The sequence below is a fragment of the Pseudomonas sp. P65(2024) genome (assembly GCF_057480955.1).
The window spans coordinates 22912-44399 of the sequence record NZ_JBLIYX010000011.1; the positions used below are offsets into that span (position 1 = coordinate 22912).

Annotated in this window: 19 protein-coding genes and 1 tRNA gene; 11 read left to right on the plus strand and 9 right to left on the minus strand. The window is 65.9% G+C overall.

The window, feature by feature from the left end; all coding sequences use genetic code 11:
• Positions 1-69: 69 nt before the first annotated feature.
• From fdnG to AC25MA_RS15965, 7 genes are all read left to right on the plus strand, one after another.
• Positions 70-3138: a formate dehydrogenase-N subunit alpha gene (gene fdnG / locus AC25MA_RS15935; RefSeq protein WP_139121029.1), complete on the plus strand. Its 3069-nt coding sequence runs from the start codon at positions 70-72 to the stop codon at positions 3136-3138.
• Positions 3138-4088 (plus strand): formate dehydrogenase subunit beta, encoded by a 951-nt coding sequence (gene fdxH / locus AC25MA_RS15940; RefSeq protein ID WP_349739024.1) that lies wholly within the window; start codon positions 3138-3140, stop codon positions 4086-4088. The genes fdnG and fdxH overlap by 1 nt, the downstream gene beginning before the upstream one ends.
• Positions 4085-4741, plus strand: a complete 657-nt coding sequence (locus AC25MA_RS15945; RefSeq protein WP_028690254.1) for a formate dehydrogenase subunit gamma — start codon at positions 4085-4087, stop codon at positions 4739-4741. The genes fdxH and AC25MA_RS15945 overlap by 4 nt, the downstream gene beginning before the upstream one ends.
• Positions 4742-4745: 4 nt before the next feature.
• A complete protein-coding gene (gene fdhE, locus AC25MA_RS15950; protein ID WP_349739025.1) occupies positions 4746-5666 on the plus strand; it encodes a formate dehydrogenase accessory protein FdhE in 921 nt (306 codons plus the stop codon).
• Positions 5667-5799: 133 nt separating this feature from the next.
• A complete protein-coding gene (selA, locus tag AC25MA_RS15955) occupies positions 5800-7227 on the plus strand; it encodes an L-seryl-tRNA(Sec) selenium transferase (RefSeq protein WP_279153080.1) in 1428 nt (475 codons plus the stop codon).
• Positions 7224-9134: a selenocysteine-specific translation elongation factor gene (selB, locus tag AC25MA_RS15960; RefSeq protein ID WP_486972223.1), complete on the plus strand. Its 1911-nt coding sequence runs from the start codon at positions 7224-7226 to the stop codon at positions 9132-9134. The genes selA and selB overlap by 4 nt, the downstream gene beginning before the upstream one ends.
• Before the next feature lie 18 nt (positions 9135-9152).
• Positions 9153-9248 (plus strand) — tRNA-Sec (locus tag AC25MA_RS15965).
• Between the two features lie 95 nt (positions 9249-9343).
• Here the strand turns inward: AC25MA_RS15965 and AC25MA_RS15970 are convergent.
• Together AC25MA_RS15970 and AC25MA_RS15975 are read right to left on the minus strand one after the other, a co-directional pair.
• Positions 9344-10333, minus strand: coding sequence for an asparaginase (locus AC25MA_RS15970; protein ID WP_028690258.1), 990 nt, complete (start codon positions 10331-10333; stop codon positions 9344-9346).
• 75 nt (positions 10334-10408) lie between these two features.
• Entirely contained in the window at positions 10409-11851 is a 1443-nt protein-coding gene (locus AC25MA_RS15975) for an alanine/glycine:cation symporter family protein (RefSeq protein WP_028690259.1), read from the minus strand.
• 181 nt (positions 11852-12032) lie between these two features.
• Between AC25MA_RS15975 and AC25MA_RS15980 the strand changes: the two genes are divergently transcribed.
• The gene (locus AC25MA_RS15980; RefSeq protein ID WP_028690260.1) at positions 12033-12845 is read left to right on the plus strand and encodes a helix-turn-helix domain-containing protein; all 813 of its coding nucleotides are present in this window, start codon (positions 12033-12035) and stop codon (positions 12843-12845) included.
• Positions 12846-12884: 39 nt separating this feature from the next.
• Here AC25MA_RS15980 and AC25MA_RS15985 read toward each other — a convergent pair whose 3' ends face one another.
• Positions 12885-13724: an alpha/beta hydrolase gene (locus AC25MA_RS15985; protein ID WP_062361868.1), complete on the minus strand. Its 840-nt coding sequence runs from the start codon at positions 13722-13724 to the stop codon at positions 12885-12887.
• A 181-nt stretch (positions 13725-13905) separates the two neighbouring features.
• Between AC25MA_RS15985 and AC25MA_RS15990 the strand changes: the two genes are divergently transcribed.
• The gene (locus tag AC25MA_RS15990) at positions 13906-14790 is read left to right on the plus strand and encodes a sugar nucleotide-binding protein (RefSeq protein ID WP_028690262.1); all 885 of its coding nucleotides are present in this window, start codon (positions 13906-13908) and stop codon (positions 14788-14790) included.
• Positions 14783-15715, plus strand: a complete 933-nt coding sequence (locus AC25MA_RS15995; RefSeq protein ID WP_088851507.1) for an NAD-dependent epimerase/dehydratase family protein — start codon at positions 14783-14785, stop codon at positions 15713-15715. Before AC25MA_RS15990 ends, AC25MA_RS15995 begins: the two co-directional genes overlap by 8 nt.
• 74 nt (positions 15716-15789) lie before the next feature.
• Here the strand turns inward: AC25MA_RS15995 and AC25MA_RS16000 are convergent, their stop codons facing one another.
• Complete coding sequence (locus tag AC25MA_RS16000; RefSeq protein WP_088851506.1) at positions 15790-16230, minus strand: winged helix-turn-helix transcriptional regulator; 441 nt, start codon at positions 16228-16230, stop codon at positions 15790-15792.
• Between the two features lie 104 nt (positions 16231-16334).
• Between AC25MA_RS16000 and AC25MA_RS16005 the strand changes: the two genes are divergently transcribed.
• Positions 16335-17555, plus strand: a complete 1221-nt coding sequence (locus AC25MA_RS16005) for an MFS transporter (protein WP_279153079.1) — start codon at positions 16335-16337, stop codon at positions 17553-17555.
• Here the strand turns inward: AC25MA_RS16005 and AC25MA_RS16010 are convergent.
• The 5 genes from AC25MA_RS16010 to AC25MA_RS16030 all read right to left on the minus strand — a co-directional run bounded on the left by AC25MA_RS16010 (position 17543) and on the right by AC25MA_RS16030 (position 21484).
• Positions 17543-18226 (minus strand): OmpW/AlkL family protein, encoded by a 684-nt coding sequence (locus tag AC25MA_RS16010; protein WP_028690266.1) that lies wholly within the window; start codon positions 18224-18226, stop codon positions 17543-17545. The two genes, AC25MA_RS16005 and AC25MA_RS16010, sit on opposite strands and share 13 nt — an antisense overlap.
• Positions 18227-18335: 109 nt before the next feature.
• Positions 18336-18821: a DUF3299 domain-containing protein gene (locus AC25MA_RS16015; RefSeq protein WP_486972207.1), complete on the minus strand. Its 486-nt coding sequence runs from the start codon at positions 18819-18821 to the stop codon at positions 18336-18338.
• 99 nt (positions 18822-18920) lie between these two features.
• Complete coding sequence (locus AC25MA_RS16020) at positions 18921-20186, minus strand: ABC transporter permease (RefSeq protein WP_062361877.1); 1266 nt, start codon at positions 20184-20186, stop codon at positions 18921-18923.
• Complete coding sequence (locus AC25MA_RS16025) at positions 20186-20896, minus strand: ABC transporter ATP-binding protein (protein ID WP_028690269.1); 711 nt, start codon at positions 20894-20896, stop codon at positions 20186-20188. Before AC25MA_RS16025 ends, AC25MA_RS16020 begins: the two co-directional genes overlap by 1 nt.
• Complete coding sequence (locus tag AC25MA_RS16030; RefSeq protein WP_069016310.1) at positions 20897-21484, minus strand: DUF2796 domain-containing protein; 588 nt, start codon at positions 21482-21484, stop codon at positions 20897-20899. It abuts the gene before it with no gap.
• Positions 21485-21488: the final 4 nt, after the last annotated feature.

Genomic DNA, 21488 nt, shown 5'->3' on the forward strand with positions numbered 1-21488 from the left:
CCGTCACCGTGAAGTCCCTGAGGCGCCGGCCAAGTCCCGCGCGCCCGAGAACCTGATCAGGAGTGCACGATGGATCTCAACCGTCGGCAATTCTTCAAGGTCGCCGCCGTCGGCCTTGGAGGCTCGAGCCTTGCGGCGTTGGGCATGGCCCCGACACCCGCGTTCGCCGAGCAGGTGCGCCACTTCAAGCTGGCGCATACCAAAGAAACCCGTAACACCTGCCCTTATTGCTCGGTCGGCTGCGGCCTGATCATGTACAGCCAGGGTGACGCGGGCAAGAACGTCAAACAGAATATCATCCACATCGAGGGCGACGCGGACCATCCGGTCAACCGCGGCACCCTGTGCCCGAAAGGCGCCGGCCTGCTGGACTTTATCCACAGCCCCAGCCGCCTCAAGTACCCCGAGGTGCGCAAGCCGGGCAGCAACGAGTGGACCCGCATCGACTGGGACGAAGCCCTCGACCGCGTCGCCGAGCTGATGAAACAGGACCGCGACGCCAACTTCATCGAGAAGAACGCCCAGGGCCAGACGGTCAACCGCTGGCTCACCACCGGCTTTCTCGCCGCGTCCGCCGCTTCCAGCGAAGCGGGCTACCTGACGCACAAGGTGATCCGTTCGCTGGGCATGCTGGGGTTCGATAACCAGGCGCGTGTCTGACACGGCCCGACGGTGGCAAGTCTTGCCCCGACGTATGGCCGTGGCGCGATGACCAATCACTGGTCTGACATCGCCAACGCAAACCTGGTCCTGGTGATGGGCGGCAACGCCGCTGAAGCGCACCCGTGCGGCTTCAAGTGGGTGACCGAAGCCAAGGCGCACAACAAGGCGCGGCTGATCGTGGTCGACCCGCGATTTACCCGTACCGCCTCGGTGGCTGATTACTACGCGCCGATCCGTACCGGCAGCGACATCGCCTTCATGGGCGGGCTGATCAATTACCTGCTGAGCAACGACAAGATCCAGCACGAGTACGTGCGCAACTACACCGACGTGTCGTTTATCGTCAAAGAGAACTATGGCTTCGAGGACGGGCTGTTCAGCGGCTACGACGCGGCCAAGCGCGTGTACGCCGACAAGTCCGGGTGGGGCTACGAGCTGGGCGAGGACGGCTATGCGAAGGTCGACCCGACGCTGCAGCACCCGCGTTGCGTCTACCAGCTGATGAAGCAGCACTACAGCCGCTACACGCCGGAACTGGCGAGCATGACTTGCGGCATGCCCCAGGACCAGATGATGAAGATCTGGGAAGAGATCGCCACCTGCTCGACACCGGGCAAGACCATGACGATCCTCTATGCCTTGGGCTGGACCCAGCACTCCATCGGCGCGCAGATCATCCGGAGCGCGGCCATGGTGCAGTTGCTGCTGGGCAACGTCGGCATGCCGGGGGGCGGGGTCAACGCCTTGCGTGGGCACTCCAACATCCAGGGCCTGACCGACCTGGGGCTGCTGTCGAACTCGCTGCCGGGCTACCTCACCCTGGCCGGCGACGCCGAGCAGGACTACGCCGCCTACATCGACAAGCGCGCCTCCAAGCCGCTGCGGCCGGGGCAGCTGTCGTACTGGCAGAACTACGGCAAGTTCCACGTCAGCCTGATGAAGGCCTGGTACGGCGCCAACGCCACCGCCGCCAACAACTGGGGCTACGACTGGCTGCCCAAGCTCGACGTGCCGGCCTACGACGTGTTGCGCATGTTCGAGATGATGGGCCAGGGCAAGGTCAACGGCTACATGTGCCAGGGCTTCAACCCGATCGCCGCGCTGCCGGACAAGAACCGCGTCACCGCGGCCCTGGCCAAGCTCAAGTGGCTGGTGGTCATGGACCCGCTGGCCACCGAGACCTCCGAGTTCTGGCGCAACGCCGGCGCGTTCAACGACGTCGACACCGCCAACATCCAGACCGAGGTGATCCGCCTGCCCACCACTTGCTTCGCCGAGGAAGACGGCTCGCTGGTCAACAGCAGCCGCTGGCTGCAGTGGCACTGGAAGGGCGCCGACGGTCCGGGCGAGACCCGCACCGACGTGCACATCATGAGCGAGCTGTTCCTGCGCCTGCGCAAGCGTTACCAGGCCGAAGGCGGCACCTATCCCGACCCGATGCTCAACCTCAGCTGGCCGTACAAGGTCCCGGAAGAGCCTTCGCCCGAAGAGCTGGCCAAGGAGATGAACGGCTGGGCGGTCAGCGACCTCACCGACGCCACCGGCGCCACGCTCAAGGCCGGTCAGCAACTGGCCGGCTTCGCCCAGATGAAGGACGACGGCAGCACCGCGTCGGGCTGCTGGATCTTCGCCGGTTGCTGGACCGAGCAGGGCAACCAGATGGCCCGGCGCGACAACAGCGACCCGTACGGCATGCACCAGGTGCAGAACTGGGCCTGGGCCTGGCCGGCCAACCGGCGGATCCTCTACAACCGTGCCTCCAGCGACCCGCAGGGTAAGCCGTGGGATCCGGAGAAGAAACGCCTGGTGTGGTGGAACGGCAAGGCCTGGACCGGCACCGACGTGCCGGACTTCAAGGTCGACTCGCCGCCGGAAGCGGGGATGAATCCGTTCATCATGAACCCCGAGGGCGTGGCGCGGTTCTTCGCCATCGACAAGATGGCCGAGGGGCCGTTCCCTGAGCACTACGAGCCGTTCGAGACGCCGATCGGTATCAACCCGCTGCATCCGCAGAACAAGAAGGCCACCAGCAACCCGGCCGGACGGATCTTCGATTCGGTGTGGGACACCCTCGGCACCCACGACGAGTTCCCCCATGCGGCGACCACCTACCGGCTGACCGAGCACTTCCACTTCTGGAGCAAGCATTGCCGGCTCAACGCCATTGCCCAGCCCGAGCAGTTCGTCGAGATCGGCGAGGTGCTGGCGAACGAGAAGGGCATCAAGGCCGGCGACCGGGTAAGGGTGTCGAGCAAGCGCGGCTATATCGACGCGGTGGCGGTGGTGACCAAGCGGATCCGTCCGCTGCAGGTCAACAACCAGACCGTGCACCAGATCGGCATCCCGTTGCACTGGGGGTTCACCGGTAGCACGCGGCACGGCTTCCTGACCAACACCCTGGTGCCGTTCCTCGGTGATGGCAACACGCAGACGCCGGAGTCCAAGTCGTTCCTCGTCAAAGTGGAGAAACTCTGATGGCCAGCCAAGACATCATCGCCCGCTCGGCCACCACCACCGTACCGCCCTCGGTACGCCAGCAGCAGGAAGTCGCCAAGCTGATCGACACCACCAAGTGTATCGGCTGCAAGGCCTGCCAGGTGGCGTGCTCGGAGTGGAACGAACTGCGTGACGAGGTCGGCCACAACCACGGCACCTACGACAACCCCCAGGACCTCAGCGCCGAGACCTGGACCCTGATGCGCTTCACCGAGCACGAGCGCGACGACGGCAACCTGGAGTGGCTGATCCGCAAGGACGGCTGCATGCACTGTGCCGAGCCCGGTTGCCTGAAGGCTTGCCCGAGCCCGGGGGCGATCATCAAGCATGCCAACGGTATCGTCGACTTCAACCAGGACCACTGCATCGGTTGCGGCTATTGCATCACCGGCTGCCCGTTCAACATCCCGCGCATCTCGCAGAAGGATCACAAGGCGTACAAGTGCACCCTGTGTTCCGACCGCGTGAGCGTGGGCCTGGAGCCGGCCTGCGTGAAGACCTGCCCGACCGGGGCGATCGTCTTCGGCAGCAAGGAGGAGATGAAGGTGCATGCCGACGAGCGCATCGTCGACCTGAAGTCGCGGGGGTACGAGAACGCCGGGCTGTACGATCCGGATGGCGTCGGCGGCACCCATGTGATGTACGTGCTGCACCACGCCGACACGCCGAGGATCTACGCCGGCCTGCCGGACCAACCGGTGATCAGCCCGTTGGTGGGGCTGTGGAAGGGCTTCAGCAAGCCCCTGGCGCTGCTGGCCATGGGCGCGGCGGTGCTGGCCGGGTTCTTCCACTATGTACGCGTGGGGCCGCAGCGGGTCGAGGAGGACGAACACCCGGCGCCTGTGGATAACACGGTCCACGAGGTCGACCCGGCGGTGCATGTCTATGATCCGAACCGCCCGGGCGGGCAGAGGGAGCAGCGGCCATGAATGACAACAAGCCTATCCTGCGCTACAACGCCAACGAACGGAGCAACCACTGGGTCGTGGCGATCCTGTTCGTGCTGGCCGGCCTTTCGGGGCTGGCGCTGTTCCATCCGGCACTGTTCTGGCTCAGCCACCTGTTTGGCGGCGGGCCGTGGACGCGGATCCTTCACCCGTTCATCGGCGTGGGCATGTTCGTGTTCTTCCTCGGGCTGGTGCTGCGCTTCTGGCGCGCCAACTTCATCACCGCCAACGACCGCCTGTGGCTGCGCCGCATCGACCGGGTGATGCTCAACAAGGAAGAGGGCGTGCCGCCGGTCGGCAAGTACAACGCCGGGCAGAAGCTGCTGTTCTGGACCTTGCTGGCCTGCATGCTGGTGCTGCTGGTCAGCGGCGTGGTGATCTGGCGCGCGTATTTCAGCCATTGGTTCGGTATCGAGGTCATTCGCCTGTCCACGCTGTTGCATGCCCTGGCGGCGTTCGTGCTGATCCTCAGCATCATCGTGCACATCTATGCCGGGATCTGGATCAAGGGTTCGATCGGCGCCATGCTGCATGGCTGGGTGAGCCGCGCCTGGGCGCGCAAGCACCATGAACTGTGGTACCGGGAAGTGACCGGCGACAAGTCGCCACACAACCACGGTGGAAAAGAAGGATGACCGTTTGAGCACGATTCTCGAACCTGGACAGATCGAAGCGTCGGCAGTGATGCCGCCGTTTCTGCACCTGCCCGCCGCCCACCTCTTCGAGGTGCGCGCCACACGGCTTGAGCAACTGGCCGAGGGTAACGCCCTGGGTGATTACCTGCGGTTGATGGCCCGGCTGTGCCGGATTCAGCAGCAGCTTGTGGATAACCCGCCTGCGGGATTACCGGTGGCCGAAGAGCGCCAGCGCCTGTGTATAAGTCATGGTTTGCCGCCCCTGGCGGCCGACAGCCTGGTGCGTGAAGGGCCTTGGTTGGTCTGGTTGCAGGCGTTGCTCGAGCGCTTCGAGACCGCATCCGACGGGCCACTGGCCGAGGCGCTGGATGCGTTGCGTGGCAGCGACGATGCCCAGCGCAAGGGCTGGGCTATCGCCCTGCTCGGTGGCCAGTACGATGCAGTGCCGGCGGCGCTGGTGCCCTTCATTGGCGCCGCGTTGCAGGCGGCGTGGTCCAGCTGGCTGCTGGCCTTGCCTGCGCCTGAGCTCAAGCCAGCGGGCAGCCTGGCCCAGTGCCCAGCCTGTGGATCGCCGGCCATGGCCGGGGTAGTGCGTAACCGTGGCAAGCATAATGGCCTGCGCTACCTGGCCTGCTCGCTGTGTGCCTGCGAATGGCATGTGGTGCGGGTCAAGTGCGTGTACTGCGAGTCGAGCAAGGACCTGCGCTACAGAAACCTCGAGGATGACCGCCACGCGCCGGGCAAGGCGCCGCTGCGCGCCGAGTGCTGCCCGGGGTGCCAGAGCTACCTCAAGCAGTGCTACCTGGAGAACGACGCCGCGGCCGAGCCGCTGGCCGACGACCTGGCGAGCCTGGCGCTGGACATGCGCCTGGACGAGGAGGGTTTCCATCGGCTGGCGCCGAACCTGCTGTTGGCGCCGGGGTAGTGTCTACACTGCAATACCGAGTCGCCTGATTCGCGGGCAAGCCCGCTCTCACAGGAAGCGTACAGTACCTGTGGGAGCGGGCTTGCCCGCGAAGAGGCCGGAACAGACAACGGATTTGTTTAAGGTAGTACTGATGTCTTCAACCCTCGCCAGCGACACCCCACGCCTGCCTTCCATCGACACCTTGCTGCGCCATCCGGCCTGCGCCCCGCTGATCGACCGTCATGGTCGTGACGCCACGCTGGCCACCCTGCGCCAGTTGCTCGACGACCTGCGCGAGCCTGCTCGCCTCGGCCAACTGAGTGCCACCGAACTGACCGCCGAAGTGCTCCTGGGCCGAGCCGGCGAACGCCTGGCCATCCAGCAGCGCAGCCAGGTACGCCGGGTGTTCAACCTCACCGGCACGGTGCTGCACACCAACCTGGGCCGGGCCTTGCTGCCCGAGGAAGCGGTCGAGGCCATGCAGACCGCCGCCCGCTATCCGCTGAACCTGGAGTTCGACCTCAACACCGGCAAGCGCGGCGACCGCGACGACCTGATCGAAAGCCTGATCCGCGAGCTGACCGGCGCCGAGGCCGTCACCGTGGTCAACAACAACGCCGCCGCCGTGCTGCTGGCGCTCAACAGCCTGGGCGCGCGCAAGGAAGGGATCATCTCCCGGGGCGAACTGATCGAGATCGGCGGTGCCTTCCGTATCCCCGACATCATGGCTCGCGCGGGGGTGAAGCTGCACGAGATCGGCACCACCAACCGCACTCACGCCCGCGACTATGAAGCCGCGATCAACCCGCGCACGGGCCTGCTGATGCGCGTGCATTGCAGCAACTACAGCATCCAGGGTTTCACTACCCAGGTGCCTACCGCGGAACTGGCGCGCATCGCTCATGCTCATGAGTTGCCGCTGCTTGAAGACCTGGGCAGCGGCAGCCTGCTCGACCTGACCCGTTGGGGCTTGCCGGCCGAGCCGACCGTGCGCCAGGCGCTGGCCGATGGCGCCGACATCGTCACGTTCAGTGGCGACAAACTGCTCGGCGGGCCGCAGGCGGGGATCATCGTCGGGCGCAAGGAGCTGATCGCGAAGATCAAGAAGAATCCGCTCAAGCGTGCCCTGCGGGTCGACAAGATCACCCTTGCGGCACTCGAAGCCGTGCTGGCGCTGTATCGCAACCCGGACCGCCTGGTCGAGCGCCTGCCGAGCCTGCGCCTGCTCACCCGGCCCCAGGCCGAGATCGCCGCCCAGGCCGAGCGCCTGGCGCCTGAACTGGCCGCACGGCTGGGGACGCAATGGACGGTTAGCGTCGAACCGGCCCTGGGCATGATCGGCAGCGGCAGCCAGCCCGTGGCGCGCCTGCCCAGCGCGGCCTTGTGCCTGCGCCCGCAGGTGTCGAAGAAACTGCGCGGGCGCAGCCTGCATGTGTTGGAGCGGGCGCTGCGCGACCTGCCGGTGGCGGTGCTCGGCCGCATCGATGACGATGCCCTGTGGCTCGACCTGCGCCAGTTGGACGATGAGGTCCAGTGGCTGGCGCAACTGCCGGCGTTGCAGTTGGGGCCGGTGCAGTGATCGTCGGTACCGCCGGCCACATCGACCACGGCAAGACCGCGCTGCTCCAGGCCCTGACCGGCCAAGCCGGCGACACACGCCAGGAGGAGCGTGCCCGGGGCATGACCATCGATCTTGGCTACCGCTATGCCCCGTTGGCTGAAGGCGCGCCGCTGACAGGCTTTATCGATGTGCCTGGCCACGAGCGTTTTATCCACAACATGCTTGCCGGCGCCCATGGCATCGACCTGGTGCTGCTGGTGGTGGCCGCCGACGACGGGGTGATGCCGCAGACTCGTGAGCACCTGTCGATCATCGAACTGCTGGGTATTCCCCAGGCGCTGGTGGTCATCAGCAAATGCGACCGGGTCGAGCCGGCGCGGTTGATCGAAGTCCAGGCCCAGGTCACCGAACTGCTCGCGCCTGGGCCCTATGCCGGGGCCAGGCAATTTCCGGTTTCGAGCCTGTCCGGCGCGGGAATCGACGCCCTGCGCGAGGCCTTGCTGGCGGCCGAGGCGCATGTTCGCCAGCGCAGCGTGCGCGGCGGTTTCCGCCTGGCCGTGGACCGGGCCTTCGCGGTTTCCGGGGCAGGGGTGGTGGTCACCGGCACGGCGCTGGCCGGGCGGGTCAGCGTCGGCGACACCTTGCTGTTGGGCAAGGTAGGCAAACCTGTGCGGGTGCGTGGCCTGCACGCGCAAAACCAGGCGGCATTGGTCGCCGAGGCAGGGCAGCGGGTGGCATTGAATATCAGCGCGGAAAAGCTCTCGGCCGAACAGGTACATCGCGGCGACTGGCTGCTACCTGAGTGGTTGCATGCACCCAGCGTGCGAGTGGATATCAACCTCACCTTGCTGGCCGGAGAAGCACGCGTGTTCGAGCACTTCAGCGCGGTGCACGTGCACCTGGGGACCCAGGATGTCACTGCCCGGGTCGCGTTGCTCGAAGGGGAACGGCTCGAGGCCGGCCAGCGCATGTTCGCCCAACTGCTGCTCAATGCACCGTTGCAGGCAGTGCATGGGGATCGTCTGGTTCTGCGCGACCAGCGCGCCCAGCGCACGCTGGGTGGTGGCCGTGTGCTCGATCCATTCGCCCCGAGCCGGCAGCGGCGCAGCGAGGCGCGCTTGCGCCAGTTGCAGGTGCTGCGCAATGCCGACGGCCTCGAGCGGGCGTTGCCGGCCTTGCTGGAGGCAGCCCCGGGCGGGCTCGAGCCCCGGCGTCTGGAGCGTCAGTTCAATCGCCTGCGTGAGACCTGGCAGTTGCCGGATGCGGTGCTGGTGATTGCCACGCGTCAAGGTCAGTTGCTGTTCGATTGCCTACAGTGGCAGGCGCTCAAGCGACAAGTGCTGGAGCGCCTGGCGCAGTTCCATGAACAGGAACCTGATCAGCTTGGCCCGGACCGTGACCGACTGCGCCGCTTTACCGCATTGCCGTTGGAGCGGCCTGCGTTTGTCAGCCTGTTGGATGAGTTGCTGGGCGAAGGCGCGATCAGCAGCAGTGGCCCGTGGCTGCACCTGCCGGATCACCGGGTCCAGCTGAGCGAGGCGGATACCGCGTTGTGGGCGCGTCTGTTGCCCCGCCTGTTGGCGGGCGAGTTCGATCCGCCCTGGGTGCGGACCCTGGCCGGCGAGGAGGGCTGCGACGAGGCTGACGTGCGCCTGCTGTTGCGCAAGCTTGCCCGGTTGGGCCTGGTGCACCAGGTGGTGCGTGACCTGTTTTACCCGGAGACGACGTTCAAGCGCATGGCAGAGCTGCTGTTGCGTCAGGCCGAGACATCGCCGATAGTGCAGGTCGCGGCGTTTCGCGATGGTTTGGCCATCGGTCGCAAGCGCACTGTGCAGATTCTCGAGTATTTCGACCGCGTTGGCTTGACCCGACGAGTTGGCGACCTGCGTCATATCCGCGTCGACAGCGCCCTGGCCCAGCCGTAACGCGGGCCCTGATTTCAAGGAAGGCAATCGCGCCCGGTGGCGCGGCCGGGCTTCAAACCCGGTTGGGGACGGCAGCCGTTCCCGGGCAGGTTCGACTCCCGCTGCCTTCCGCCACTTTTCCAGAGGCTGAAACGATCGCGGGGCAAGCCCGCTCCCACGGATTTGTGGGAGCGGGCTTGCCCCGCGATGGCGAACGGACGATCTGCGAGTCAGGCGCGCTCGCCGCACAGGTCCAGCGCGAACCAATGTTCCGCCGCCTGCACGTCCAACCCTGCGCCCAACAGCGCAAACAGCTTGCCCAGCGCCGCCTCGCGGGTCATGCCACCGCCACTGACCAGCCCGGTGTCACGCAGGCGGCTGCCAGCGGCATAGGTGTCGAATACCACCGAACCTTCCGGACACTGGCTGATGGCAACGATCATCACCCCACCCTGGCGGGCGTCGTGCAGCACGTCGAGCAGTGCCTGGTCATCGGACGGGCCGGTGCCACTGCCGTAGCACTCCAGCACCAGCCCCTGGATGCCACTGTCGAACAGGCCACGCAGATGTTCGGCGGCAAGGCCAGGGAACACCGGCATGACCGCCAGCTTGACCGGCTGGCGTGGCTGACGGTAGTCCAGGCGGGTCGGCAGCTCAGAAGTGTGTTCGCCCTCGCGATGGCGAGGTAGCACGGTGAAGGCGTCGAACGCCTCGCTGCGCAACTTCGAGGCGCGGCAGCCGTGCAGCAGCTGACCGTGGAAGTACAGCTGCACGCCGTCTTCCAGGCCGTTTTCGAACAGGTTCAGGGCGCCGACGAGGTTGGCCCAGGCATCGCTGTCCGGCGCGCCGGCCGGTAGCATGGAACCGGTCAACAGCACTGGTGCTGGCAGGCCCAGCAACAGGAACGACAGGGCCGCGGCGCTGTAGGCCAGGGTATCGGTGCCATGCAGCACCAGCACGCCGTCGTGGCCATCACGCTCGACCGCCTCGACGATGGCATCGCGCATCGCCAGCCAGTTGGCCTGTTGCATGTTGGCGCTGTCGATCAGTGGGTTCAGCTCACGCAGCGACCAGTGCACCTTTGGCGCGTCGCCGCAGTTGGCGAAGTGGTCACGCATGCGCGCTTCGAAGCCACCGGCCGGCGCGAGGCCTTCGGCGGTCTGTAGCATGCCGATTGTGCCACCGGTGTAAAGGACGAGAAGATTCTTGACTGCACGCATGGGAATTTTCCGTAGCGATGTAGCGAAGGAAGAGGCAGCCGCCCACGGACGGGGCGGCTGGGGCAGGGGAGAATATCAGCGCTGAGCGTGCGCCTGAACGGCGGCTTTGTCAGTGGCTGTTTCAGCCTGCGGATTGGCCGGCCAGGCGGCACGGTCCAGGTCCAGGTCGGTGAACTTGCTGGAGTCGAACACTGGCTGCTTGATACCAGCCTTGCGCTGAGCGTCGTAGTCGCGCATGACGCGCAGGCCGACTTTGAACAGCATGGCCAGGGCGATCAGGTTGACGAATGCCAGGCAGGTCATGGTGATGTCGGCGAAGGCGAACACGGTCGACAGGTCCTGCGTCGAACCCCACACCACCAGCGCCAGTACCAGGCCGCGGAAAGTCATCAGCACGGAGCGGTTGCGGCTGAGGAACTGCAGGCTGTTTTCGCCCAGGTAGTAGTTGTAGAGAATGCAGGTGAAGACGAACAGCGACAGCGCAACGCTGACGAAGATGCGGCCCCAGTCACCGACCACGGCGGCCAGCGAGTTCTGGGTCAGGACGATGCCGTCACCTTCGAAGCCCGGGGTGTAGAAGCCCGACAGCAGGATCAGCAGCGCGGTGCAGGTGCAGATCACGAAGGTGTCGAGGAACACGCTGAAGGCCTGGACTACGCCTTGGGCGCCCGGGTGCTTCACGGCGGCCACGGCGGCGACGTTCGGCGCGCTGCCCAGGCCTGCTTCGTTGGCGAACACGCCACGCTTCACGCCCATGACGATGGCGCTGCCGAGCAGGCCAGCGAACGCAGGGTCGAGGCCGAAGGCGCTCTTGAAGATGGTTTCCAGCATGGCCGGGACGTGTTCGATCTGGGTGCCGATCACGTACAGGGTCACGCCGATGTAGGCCAGGGTCTTGACCGGTACCAGCAGGTCGGACACTGCGGCGATGCGCTTGATACCGCCGATGAAGGTCAGGGCCAGCAGGGCTGCCAAGACGATACCGGTGTGTTTCGGATCGAAGGCAAAGGCGTTCTGCAGCGAGTGGGTCACGGTGTACGACTGCAGGCCGATGAAGGCGAAGCCGTAGGTGACCAGCAGCAGGATCGAGAACACGATCGCCATGCTTTTCAGCTTCAGGCCGTGCTGGATGTAGTACGCCGGGCCGCCGCGGTACAGGCCATCGCCATCGGCGCGCTTGTAGACCTGGGCCAGGGTGCATTCGAAGAAGCTGCTGGACATGCCCACCAGCGCGGTGACCCACATCCAGAACACGGCGCCCGGGCCACCGAGGGTCACGGCGATACCGACACCGGCGATGTTACCGGCGCCGACGCGACCGGCCAGGCTCAGCATCAAGGCCTGGAACGAGCTCAGTTGGCCTGCCTGGCCGCGAAGGGATTCCTTGAAGACACCGAACATGTGGCCGAAATGGCGGAACTGGACGAACCGCGAGCGGATGGTGAAGTAACCGCCGAGTCCGACGATCAGCACGATGAGCAGTTTCCCCGAGAGGAAATCGTTGAGTGCTTCGAGCATTGGAAAATGACCTCGATTCTTATTCTTCGCGTGGAAAGACCAGCGGGCGGCAGGCGCACCGCTTTTCATTGGGGGCGCATGGTTGGCTATGACAACTGTGGTTACAATTTCGCGGGTTGCTCCGTTTTGGTGCGACTTGATGCTAGAATGGCGTCACTCGCATCATCCGGACCTGCGCATCATGGGCGATCATTTCGCTATCAACCTCAAATTGGCCTGTAGCCACTACCGCTCTATCTCCGAGGTTTGCCGGCAGCTGTCGATCAATCGCGCGCAGTTCAACAAGTACCTGAGCGGTCAGAGCCGTCCGACGGCTTACAACCTCAAACGCATCGGCGATTTCTTCGGCGTCGAGGATTACGAGCTGGGTCTGCCGGCCGAACAGTTCGCCCGCTTGATCGGCGCACGCACCCAGGAACAGCGTGTCGGTCCTCAGGACGACCCGATCAGCGAACTGTTCAGGCCGCTGCATAAAGAAGCCGGCAACCTGTCGCGCTATTGCGGCTACTACTTCGAATATTCCAACTGCATGTCGGTGCCGGGCTCGATCCTGGTATCGCTGGTGCATCTGTGGGAGGAGCGCGGCAGCTTTTTGTTCGAGCGCCAGGAACGCCAGGAGCGCAGCAGCGGCCTCGACCAGCACGCCGAGGTGCGTTGCCGCTACCTGGGCGCGGCGTTCCAGCTGCAGGACCGGATGTTCCTGATCGACTACGAGTCGCTGACCTTCAACGAGATGAGCCAGACGATCCTCATCCCCAGCTTCAAGAGCCGCATCAGCCGCCTGAACGGCCTCAAGACCGGGGTTTCCAGCGGTGACCGTCGCAATCCGGCGTGCACCCGGGTGGTGTGGGAATACCTGGGCGAGGAGATCAACCGCATCAACGCCTACCGGCAGATCAAGCTGTACCGCCCGGACGATCCGCGCATCGATGACGACATCCGTGATCGGCTGAGCGCGGGGATGGTCAGCAACGGGTTGTTCGAGATCGAGTGAGCCATCATTGGCCGCGCATTGGGAGCGGGCGCCGCAGGACTAGTCGAGAATGAACGCCGCCACCGCATCGGCCACCTGGTCCGCGACCTCCGGCCGGGCCCGCAGGTGCGCGGCGATGCCGTGGTCGCAGTCGGTGAGCATCAGGCACTCCACATGGGGCGCCGGCACCGAGCGCAGCAACGCGTGGGTGACCTCCTCGGGAATCGGGCTGTAGCGCTCGACGCCCGCCAGCCGCCGGGTACCGGCCGAGGTGCCGGGCCCCTGGCCGTGGACCCTGGAGTTGAGCCCGTCGTATTCGCCGATCACCAGCAGCACGCGGCCCTGGAACTGGCGCAGGAAGGCGTAGCTGTCGCAGTCGAGGAAGGCATAAGGCTTGCGGATGGCCTCGCTGAAGGCCGGCCCGAAGGGCGCGGCATGGGCCGCGTCGGGGTAGACCGCCGGGCAGATCAGCACCAGCTTGCGCACGCTGGGGCGCTGGGCGGCCAGCTTCAGGGCTATGGACGCGCCCAGGCTGTGGCCGACCAGGGTGTCGCTGCGCGTGTCCAGATGCCGGTGAAAGCGCAAGGCCTCCTGCAGGTTGATGTCCAACGAGGCGTCCTTGGCCCCTGGTTCGCTGGCCAGGCTGTGGCCGGACAGGTTGCCGGTCAACGAGCCGATGCCCTGCTGCTGGAGGCGGTAGAGCAACGGGTTGAGGCGGGTGAAGTCGGAGCGTGCGCCGCCGACCACGAATACCGAGGGGGCACGCTCGGCGTCTGGCAGCAGCAGGCGTGCCTGCTGGCGATAGTCGGCAAAATCCTCGTCAATGAACCGCTCCGGGCCGGGCGCGGGCTCGTCGAATTGCCATCTGGCGCGCTGTGCAGTGTTCAGTTCGGCATCCATGTTGATCTCCTTGAACAGGCCTGGCGCAGTATAAGTAGCTGTCGGCAAAGGCGGAATACCGCCCCGACCGGTGCCAATCGCCACGCGGCGCGCGCCAGGCCTTGCCTGGGTTGGACTTCCCCTGTCGGAAACAGCAAAATGAACCCCTTTCCTCCATCGACCAACCGGACCTGTTGACTCTATGCGTATGCGCCTGATGCTGTTGGGTGGTGGCAATGCCCTCGGGCAAGCGCTGATTCGTCTTGGGGCCGAGGAAGATATCGCCTTCCTGGCGCCTCGCCCGCCGGAAAACGGCTGGGATCCGGCCAGCCTGACCCTGCTGCTCGACGAGCAACGTCCGCACGCCGTGGTCAACCTGGCCTATTATTTCGACTGGTTCCAGGCCGAGTCCGTCAGCGAGCAACGCCTGGCCCAGCAGGAGCGGGCGGTGGAGCGGCTCGCCGAGCTGTGCCAGCACCACGAGATGATCCTTGTGCAACCGTCCAGCTACCGTGTGTTCGATGGCTCGCGCGCCACTGCCTACAGCGAGAAGGACGAGCCGGTGCCACTCGGCCTGCGCGGCCAGGCGCTCTGGCGCATCGAGCAGAGCGTGCGCGCCACCTGCCCGCAGCATGTGCTGCTGCGCTTCGGCTGGCTGCTGGACGAAAGCATCGACGGCGCGCTCGGGCGCTTCCTGACCCGCGCCGAACAGCCCCAGGAATTGCTGCTGGCCGATGACCGCCGCGGCAACCCGACGCCGGTGGACGACGCCGCGCGGGTGATCCTCTCGGTGCTCAAGCAGCTCGATTGCCAGGCGCCGCTGTGGGGCACCTACCACTATGCTGGCAACGAGGCTACCACGCCGCTGGTGCTCGGCCAGGCGATCCTCACCGAGGCCACCCAGTGGCGCAAGCTGGCCGTTCAGGCGCCGACCGCCCAGGCCCACGCCGCCCGCCCGGATGCCAGCGAGGAGCCACAGCACGCGGTGCTGGCCTGCAAGAAGATCCTTCACACTTTCGGCATCAAGCCCCGCGCCTGGCGCGCCGGCTTGCCGCCCCTACTGGACCGATTCTACCGACATGGCTGACGCCCCCATCCTGATCACCGGCGGTGCCGGCTTCATTGGCTCCCACCTGTGCGATGCGTTGCTGGAGAAAGGCTACGCGGTGCGTATCCTCGACGACCTGTCGACCGGCAAGCGCAGCAACCTGCAGCTCGGCCATCCGCGTCTTGAACTGCTCGAAGGCGATGTCGCCGACGCCGCCCTGGTGGCCCGTGCCGCCACTGGTTGCCAGGCGGTAGTGCACCTGGCTGCGGTAGCCTCGGTGCAGGCCTCGGTGGAAAATCCGGTGAAGACCCACCAGAGCAACTTCATCGGCACGCTCAATGTCTGCGAGGCGATGCGCCTGAATGGCATCCGTCGCGTGCTGTTCGCCTCCAGCGCGGCGGTGTACGGCAACAATGGCGAAGGCCAGTCGATTGCCGAGGACACGCCCAAGGCACCGTTGACTCCCTATGCGGTGGACAAGCTGGCCAGCGAGCAGTACCTGGACTTCTACCGCCGCCAGCATGGGCTGGAGCCGGTGGTGTTCCGCTTCTTCAATATCTTCGGGCCGCGCCAGGATCCTTCCTCGCCGTATTCGGGGGTGATCAGCATCTTCTGCGAGCGCGCCATCCAGGGTACGCCGATCACCGTGTTCGGTGATGGCGAGCAGACCCGCGACTTCCTGTTCGTCGGCGATCTGGTCCAGGTGATGGTGCAGGCACTTGAACAGCCGGTGGTGGAAGAGGGCGCGGTGAATATCGGCCTGAACCAGGCGACTTCGCTGAACCAGTTGCTCAAGGCACTGGAGCAGGTGGTGGGCGGTTTGCCGGCGGTCAGCTACGGTCAGGCCCGCTCGGGCGATATCCGCCATTCGCGGGCAGACAATTCGCGCTTGCTGGCGCGTTTCGCGTTCCCTGAGCCGACGCCGTTCGTCGAGGGGCTGGCGCGGTTGCTCGGCAAGGTCTGAATCCCCATCGCGGGGCAAGCCCACTCCCACGTCGCCATGGGGGCTGGTGGGAGCGGGCTTGCCCCGCGATGGCATCACGAATGCCGGACCACCCGCCGCCGGCAATCCTCCGGCCGCACCTCCCGCCCATCCCGGGCCCGCACCTGCAGCGTCTCCAGGCCTTGGCCACGATCATCCACCACCTGCGAGCGTGATTCCCCCGCCGTGAACAGGTAGCGCTCCCCCCACTGGCGCAAGCCGATCACGATCGGAAACACCGAGCGCCCCCGTTCGGTCAGCACATATTCCTTGTAGGCACTGCCATCCGAGGCCGGCTGCTGCACCAGCAGTTCCGCCTCCACCAGCAGCTTCAAGCGCGAGGCGAGGATGTTCTTCGCCAGCCCCAGGTTCTTCTGCAATTCGCTGAAGCGGCGCAGGCCGTCAAAGGCATCGCGCAGGATCAACAGCGCCCAACGGTCGCCGATCACCTCCAGGGCGCGGGCCACGGGGCATTGCTGGTTGTTCTCGTCGAGCATGGCGCGATCCTTGGGTGTCTATCTGGTTGCAGAATAAAACCACTTTTGTTAAGAAGCTAGTTATGTGGTTTTAAATTGAAACTAGAATTGAAAGGGAGTCTTCGATGTCGACGCTCACCCGTGGATTGACGTTGTTGCTGGCAGCCGCCTGCGCACTGGCCGTGGCCACGGTGTATCTCGCCCAGCCGCTGCTGGAGTCGATGGCGGCGAGCCTTGGGGTGAGCAGCGCCCGCGCCGGCCTGGTAGTGGGAATGACCCAGGCTGGCTATGCCTTGGGGCTGCTGATGATCGTGCCACTGGGGGACCTGGTCGATCGCAAGCGGCTGATCCTCGGCCAGTTGCTGGTCTCGTCCGGTGCCTTGCTGGCGGTAGCCTTTGCCGTGGACTGGGCCTTGCTGCTGGTCGCAATGGCCCTGATCGGCCTGGCCGCGGTGGTGGTGCAAGTGATGGTGGCGCATGCCGCCACGCTCGCCACGCCCGCCGAACAAGGGCAAGTAGTGGGCACGGTGACCAGCGGCGTGGTGTTAGGCATCCTCTCGGCGCGCCTGGTATCAGGCGCGGTAGCCGACCTGCTCGGCTGGCAGGGTGTGTATGGCCTGGCGGCGGTGCTTGCGCTGGCAATGGCGGGGCTGCTCGCCTGGCGCTTGCCTGTCGCCAGGCCGCAGGGGCAGAGGCAGCGCTATCGGGCGTTGCTGGCATCGGTGCTGCGGCTGTATCGACATGACCGTCTGCTGCGTGAGCGCGGTGTGTTCGCGGTGCTGGTGTTCGCGGCGTTCAGCGTGCTGTGGAGTGCGATGGTGCTGCCCTTGAGCGCCGCGCCACTGGCACTGGATCACACGCAAGTCGGGCTGTTCGGTCTGGCCGGCGTGGCGGGGGCACTGGCGGCATCGCGTGCCGGGCGTCTGGCGGATCACGGACATGGACGGCGGGTGACTGGCTGGGCATTGGGTCTGCTGACCCTGTCGTGGCTGCCCATCGCCTACCTTGAGCAATCATTGCTGGCGCTGGTAGTCGGGATTCTGATGCTGGACCTGGCCGTGCAGGCGGTGCACGTGACTAACCAGAGCCTGCTGCTGGCGGGGCGCGGCGAGATGGCCAGCCGGCTGATCGGCGCCTACATGTGCTGCTATTCGCTCGGCAGCGGGGTAGGGGCGGTCGTGGCGACCTGGGTTTACGGACAGTGGGGCTGGGTGGCGGTGTGCGGGGTGGGGGCGGGGATAAGCGCGCTGGCCTGGGGCTATTGGGGGTATCTCTGGAGCGTCGAGACGATGCGTGGCGCGCCCGCTCCAGAGGGAGCAGGCGCGCCTGCGGATCAGAACTTGTAGCCGATACCGACCATGTAGACCCACGGATCGACATCGACGTCGACTTTGGTCTTGCCGACGCCCAGGGCGCTCGGGCCATCGATGCTGGCCTTGGTGTCGATGTCGACGTACCAGACCGCGGCGTTGAGCAGCAGGTTGTCGGTGAGCATGTAGTCCATGCCCAACTGGCCGGCGATGCCGACCGAGTCCTTCAGCTTCATGTTGCTGAAGCCCTGGGCCTTACGGTCGCTGGTCAGGTCCTCATCGAAGAACATCGTGTAGTTGATGCCCACGCCGGCGTATGGCTGGAACTTCGAGGACGGCGCCATCGGGTAGTACTGCAGCGACAGGGTCGGCGGCAGTTGCTTGATGTCGGCCAGCTTGCCGTCCAGGCCAGGGCCGAGGCCCTTGACGCCGACTTTGTGCTGGAACGGGGTGGCGGCCAGCAGCTCGAGACCGATGTGGTCGGTGAGCATGTAGGCGAAGGCCAGGCCCAGCTGGGTGTCACTGTCCAGAGTCGCCTTGGTGCCCGAGACCTTGGCGCCGTCGAGCTTGATGTCGCCGCTGTTCTCGTTGGGCGCGGTGGTGATGGCGCCGGCGCGGAGGATGAAATCCCCCGCCTGGTGGGCGTGGGCGACAGGGGCTGCAAGCGCCAACGCGACGAGCGAGGCACCGAGCAAGGACTTGTTCATGGAAGCTCCCAGAGGACGTGAGTAATCGAGTAGTCCAATGGTACGAAGCTGACTAAACAGAAAGTTTGACCCAGCTCAAAGAAGCCGTGCTATCGGGGTGACGCAATGCTCACTTCAGCTCATAAGCGTAGATTTTCTCTGCTTCCATCTGGTAACCGGCGTCCGCCAGTTCGCTGCTGCTGGCCTTGACCTGCATCGTGCCCTCGATCCAGTACGGTTGGTACAGGTCTTCGATGCGCACGCCCATCTCGCTGAAGATATGCACGATCTGGTTCGACGGCGGTGGCGGCACATGGATGCAGGCGCCGTAGTAGGGCACCAGGAGGAACTCGGTGGTGCGGCCTTCGTCGCTGACTTCCAGCGGCACGATGTAGCCGGGGATCTTCACCTGCTGGCCGTCCAGGGCTTTCACCACCGGCGCGTTGGGCGCCTGCTGGCGGGCGGCGGGGGCGGCCTCGGCGGACAGCGCGTCGCTGATCTGCGACAGATCGTGCAGGGGCGTCAGTTGTGGCGGGATGACCGGCGCGCCCTCGGGGATCAGGGCGGGCCAGTCCAGCTCGCGCGGGTCGGCGGCCCAGAGGGGCATCGAAGTCATCAGCAGGATCGTGAGCAGCAGATACTGAATGATCGGTCTTGCCCTCTTCGCGGGTTTACCCGCGAAGAGGGTGGTGAAGTCTAGGATCATGTCTGTCTCTTAAAGGTGGATCGACAAGCCATCGGCCAACGACTGCCGATAGGCGCGCCAGGCCGGCACGCTACCCATCAGCAGCGCCGCGCCGAGGATGATGGCCAGCAACGTCCACTCGTGGGCGCTCGGCCAGGCCAGTGGCAGGTATAGCCCATAGTTGGCCTGCACATAGCCCTGGGCCAGGGCTATGCCTGCGTACAGCAACCCCAGCCCGGCGGCGATGCCTGCCAGCGCCAAGGCCAGCGCCTCGAGCACCAGCAATCCGGCGATATGCCAGGGACGGGCACCCACCGATCGCAGGATGGCCATTTCCCGGCGGCGCTCGTTGAGGCTGGTGAGAATGGCCGTGAGCATGCCGATCAGGCCGGTGAGCACAACGAACAGCGACACCACGAACAAGGCCTGCTCCGCCGTGCCCATCAGGCTCCACAGCTCCTGCAGGGCCACGCCGGGCAGGATCGCCAGCAGCGGTTCGGCGCGGTATTCGTTGATCTCGCGCTGCAGGCTGAACGTGGCGATCTTGCTGTTGAGCCCGAGCATGAACGCGGTGATGGCCGCAGGCTGCAGGTCCATGGTGCGGGCCTGCTCGGCGCTGATGCGCCCGGCGCCACGGGCCGGCACGCCGTTGTGCCAGTCGATGTGGATCGCCTCCATGCCGGCCAGGCTGATGTGCAGGGTGCGGTCCACCGGGGTGCCGGTGCGCTCGAGCACGCCGACCACGGTGAACGGCTTGTCGTCGTGCTTGACCAGGCTGATGGCGGCTACACCATGCGCCAGGACCAGCTTGTCGCCGAGCTTGTAGTGCAGCGCCTGGGCCACTTCGGCGCCGAGCACCACCTCGAACGGATCGTCGGCGAACGCCCGGCCCTGGTCGAGTGCCAGGTGCTGACGGCGGCCGAACTGGTAGTGGCTGAAATAGTCGGTGGTGGTGCCCATCACCCGGTAGCCACGGTGCGAGTCACCCAGGGAAATGGGGATGGCCCATTTCACCCGCGGGTCGCTGGCGTAGTGCTGGTAGCTGTCCCAGCGGATGTTGTTGGTGGCGTTGCCGATGCGAAACACCGAGTACAGCAGCAGGTTCACCGACCCCGAGCGGGCGCCGACGATCAGGTCGGTGCCGCTGATGGTGCTGGCGAAGCTGGCGCGGGCCTCGGTGCGCACCCGCTCGACGGCCAGCAGCAGGCACACCGACAGGGCGATGGCGAACGCGGTGAGCAGGGCGGTGAAGCGGCGGTTGGCCAGGCTGGCCAGGGCAAGGCGAAGCAGGTACATCAGGCCTCCCGGGGCTTGGCGGCGCGGTTGAGCTCGGCCAGGGACAGGTGCCGGTCGAACAGCGGCGCCAGGCTCTGGTCATGGCTGACGAACAGCAGGCTGGCACCCGCGTCGCGGCATTCGTCGAACAGCAGGCGGATGAAGGCCTCGCGGGTGTCGGCGTCGAGGGCCGAGGTGGGCTCGTCGGCAATCACCAGCTCGGGCTGACCGATCAGCGCCCGGGCCGCGGCAACCCGCTGCTGCTGGCCGATCGACAGGCTGTCGGCGCGGCGGGCGAGCAGCGCCGGGTTGTCCAGGCCAAGGTGGGCGAGCAGTTGGGCAGCGGCCTGGTCGATGCTGCCATGGCGCTGGGCGGCGCGGGCCGCGCGGCTTTTCGAGAAGCGACAAGGCAGCTCGACATTCTCCCGCACCGACAGGAACGGCAGGAGGTTGAACTGCTGGAAGATGTAGCCGGTGTGATCGACCCGGAAACGGTCGCGCGCACCCAGGCCCAGGGCCGCAAGGTCCTGGCCAAGCAGGCGGATGCTGCCTTGTCCGGGGCGGTTGACCCCTCCCAGCAGGCCGAGCAGGGTGGTCTTGCCGCTGCCGCTGGGGCCCTTGAGGAACAGCGCCTCGCCGGGCTCCAGGCGAAATGCAGGGATTTCCAGGAGCGGCGCCTGGCCGGGCCAGGCGAACACCAGGTCATGCAGTTCGATCAGCGGCTGGTTCATTCAGAACGCGACCACGGCCTTGGCGGGGGTGGCCTCGATGCCTTTCTGGCCGTTGGGGCCGATCAGTTGCACGTTGATCTTCTGGGTCTGCGGGAAGGTCTTGAACAGCGGGCCGAGGTCGATCTGGGTGAGTTTGTCCGGGGTGGCGCAGGTCAGCTGGTAGTGGGCGTTGACGTCGGCGTGACCGTGCTCATGCTCATGGCTGTCGCCATCCTCGTCGGCCTGGGCGGCGTCGCCGAACAGCGGGCTTTCCAGCTCCTGGGCGTCTTCCTTGCAGCCGGCTGCCGGGGCAACGCCGAACAGTTTCAAGGGCTGTTCGAGCTGCTGGCGGGCGGCGGCGACCTTGGCCTTGTCGGTATCGTTGCTGGCCACGTGCTCGAAGCCGACAATGTTCATCGCCGGGCTGTCCAGTTCCAGCTCGAGGGTGTTGCCGTCGAGCACCGCGTTGAGCTTGGCCACGCCATGCTCGTGGGCACCGAGGGAGCCATGGGCGTGGTCATGATCGTGGTCGTGGTCGTGGTCGTCGTGGGCATGGGCCACGGCCAGGGGCAGCAGGGCGAAGGGCAGGGCGAGCAACAGACGACGCATGGAC

Excerpts from the sequence above, each read along its gene's own strand:
- AC25MA_RS16005 (WP_279153079.1), top strand. The coding sequence starts at position 16,335 with ATGTCGACGCTCACCCGTGGATTGACGTTGTTGCTGGCAGCCGCCTGC.
- AC25MA_RS15970 (WP_028690258.1), bottom strand. The coding sequence starts at position 10,333 with ATGCGTGCAGTCAAGAATCTTCTCGTCCTTTACACCGGTGGCACAATC.
- AC25MA_RS15945 (WP_028690254.1), top strand. The coding sequence starts at position 4,085 with ATGAATGACAACAAGCCTATCCTGCGCTACAACGCCAACGAACGGAGC.
- AC25MA_RS16010 (WP_028690266.1), bottom strand. The coding sequence starts at position 18,226 with ATGAACAAGTCCTTGCTCGGTGCCTCGCTCGTCGCGTTGGCGCTTGCA.
- selA (WP_279153080.1), top strand. The coding sequence starts at position 5,800 with ATGTCTTCAACCCTCGCCAGCGACACCCCACGCCTGCCTTCCATCGAC.
- AC25MA_RS15975 (WP_028690259.1), bottom strand. The coding sequence starts at position 11,851 with ATGCTCGAAGCACTCAACGATTTCCTCTCGGGGAAACTGCTCATCGTG.
- fdxH (WP_349739024.1), top strand. The coding sequence starts at position 3,138 with ATGGCCAGCCAAGACATCATCGCCCGCTCGGCCACCACCACCGTACCG.
- AC25MA_RS16000 (WP_088851506.1), bottom strand. The coding sequence starts at position 16,230 with ATGCTCGACGAGAACAACCAGCAATGCCCCGTGGCCCGCGCCCTGGAG.
- AC25MA_RS16020 (WP_062361877.1), bottom strand. The coding sequence starts at position 20,186 with ATGTACCTGCTTCGCCTTGCCCTGGCCAGCCTGGCCAACCGCCGCTTC.
- AC25MA_RS15990 (WP_028690262.1), top strand. The coding sequence starts at position 13,906 with ATGCGTATGCGCCTGATGCTGTTGGGTGGTGGCAATGCCCTCGGGCAA.
- AC25MA_RS16030 (WP_069016310.1), bottom strand. The coding sequence starts at position 21,484 with ATGCGTCGTCTGTTGCTCGCCCTGCCCTTCGCCCTGCTGCCCCTGGCC.
- AC25MA_RS15995 (WP_088851507.1), top strand. The coding sequence starts at position 14,783 with ATGGCTGACGCCCCCATCCTGATCACCGGCGGTGCCGGCTTCATTGGC.
- AC25MA_RS15985 (WP_062361868.1), bottom strand. The coding sequence starts at position 13,724 with ATGGATGCCGAACTGAACACTGCACAGCGCGCCAGATGGCAATTCGAC.
- AC25MA_RS16015 (WP_486972207.1), bottom strand. The coding sequence starts at position 18,821 with ATGACTTCGATGCCCCTCTGGGCCGCCGACCCGCGCGAGCTGGACTGG.
- AC25MA_RS15980 (WP_028690260.1), top strand. The coding sequence starts at position 12,033 with ATGGGCGATCATTTCGCTATCAACCTCAAATTGGCCTGTAGCCACTAC.
- AC25MA_RS16025 (WP_028690269.1), bottom strand. The coding sequence starts at position 20,896 with ATGAACCAGCCGCTGATCGAACTGCATGACCTGGTGTTCGCCTGGCCC.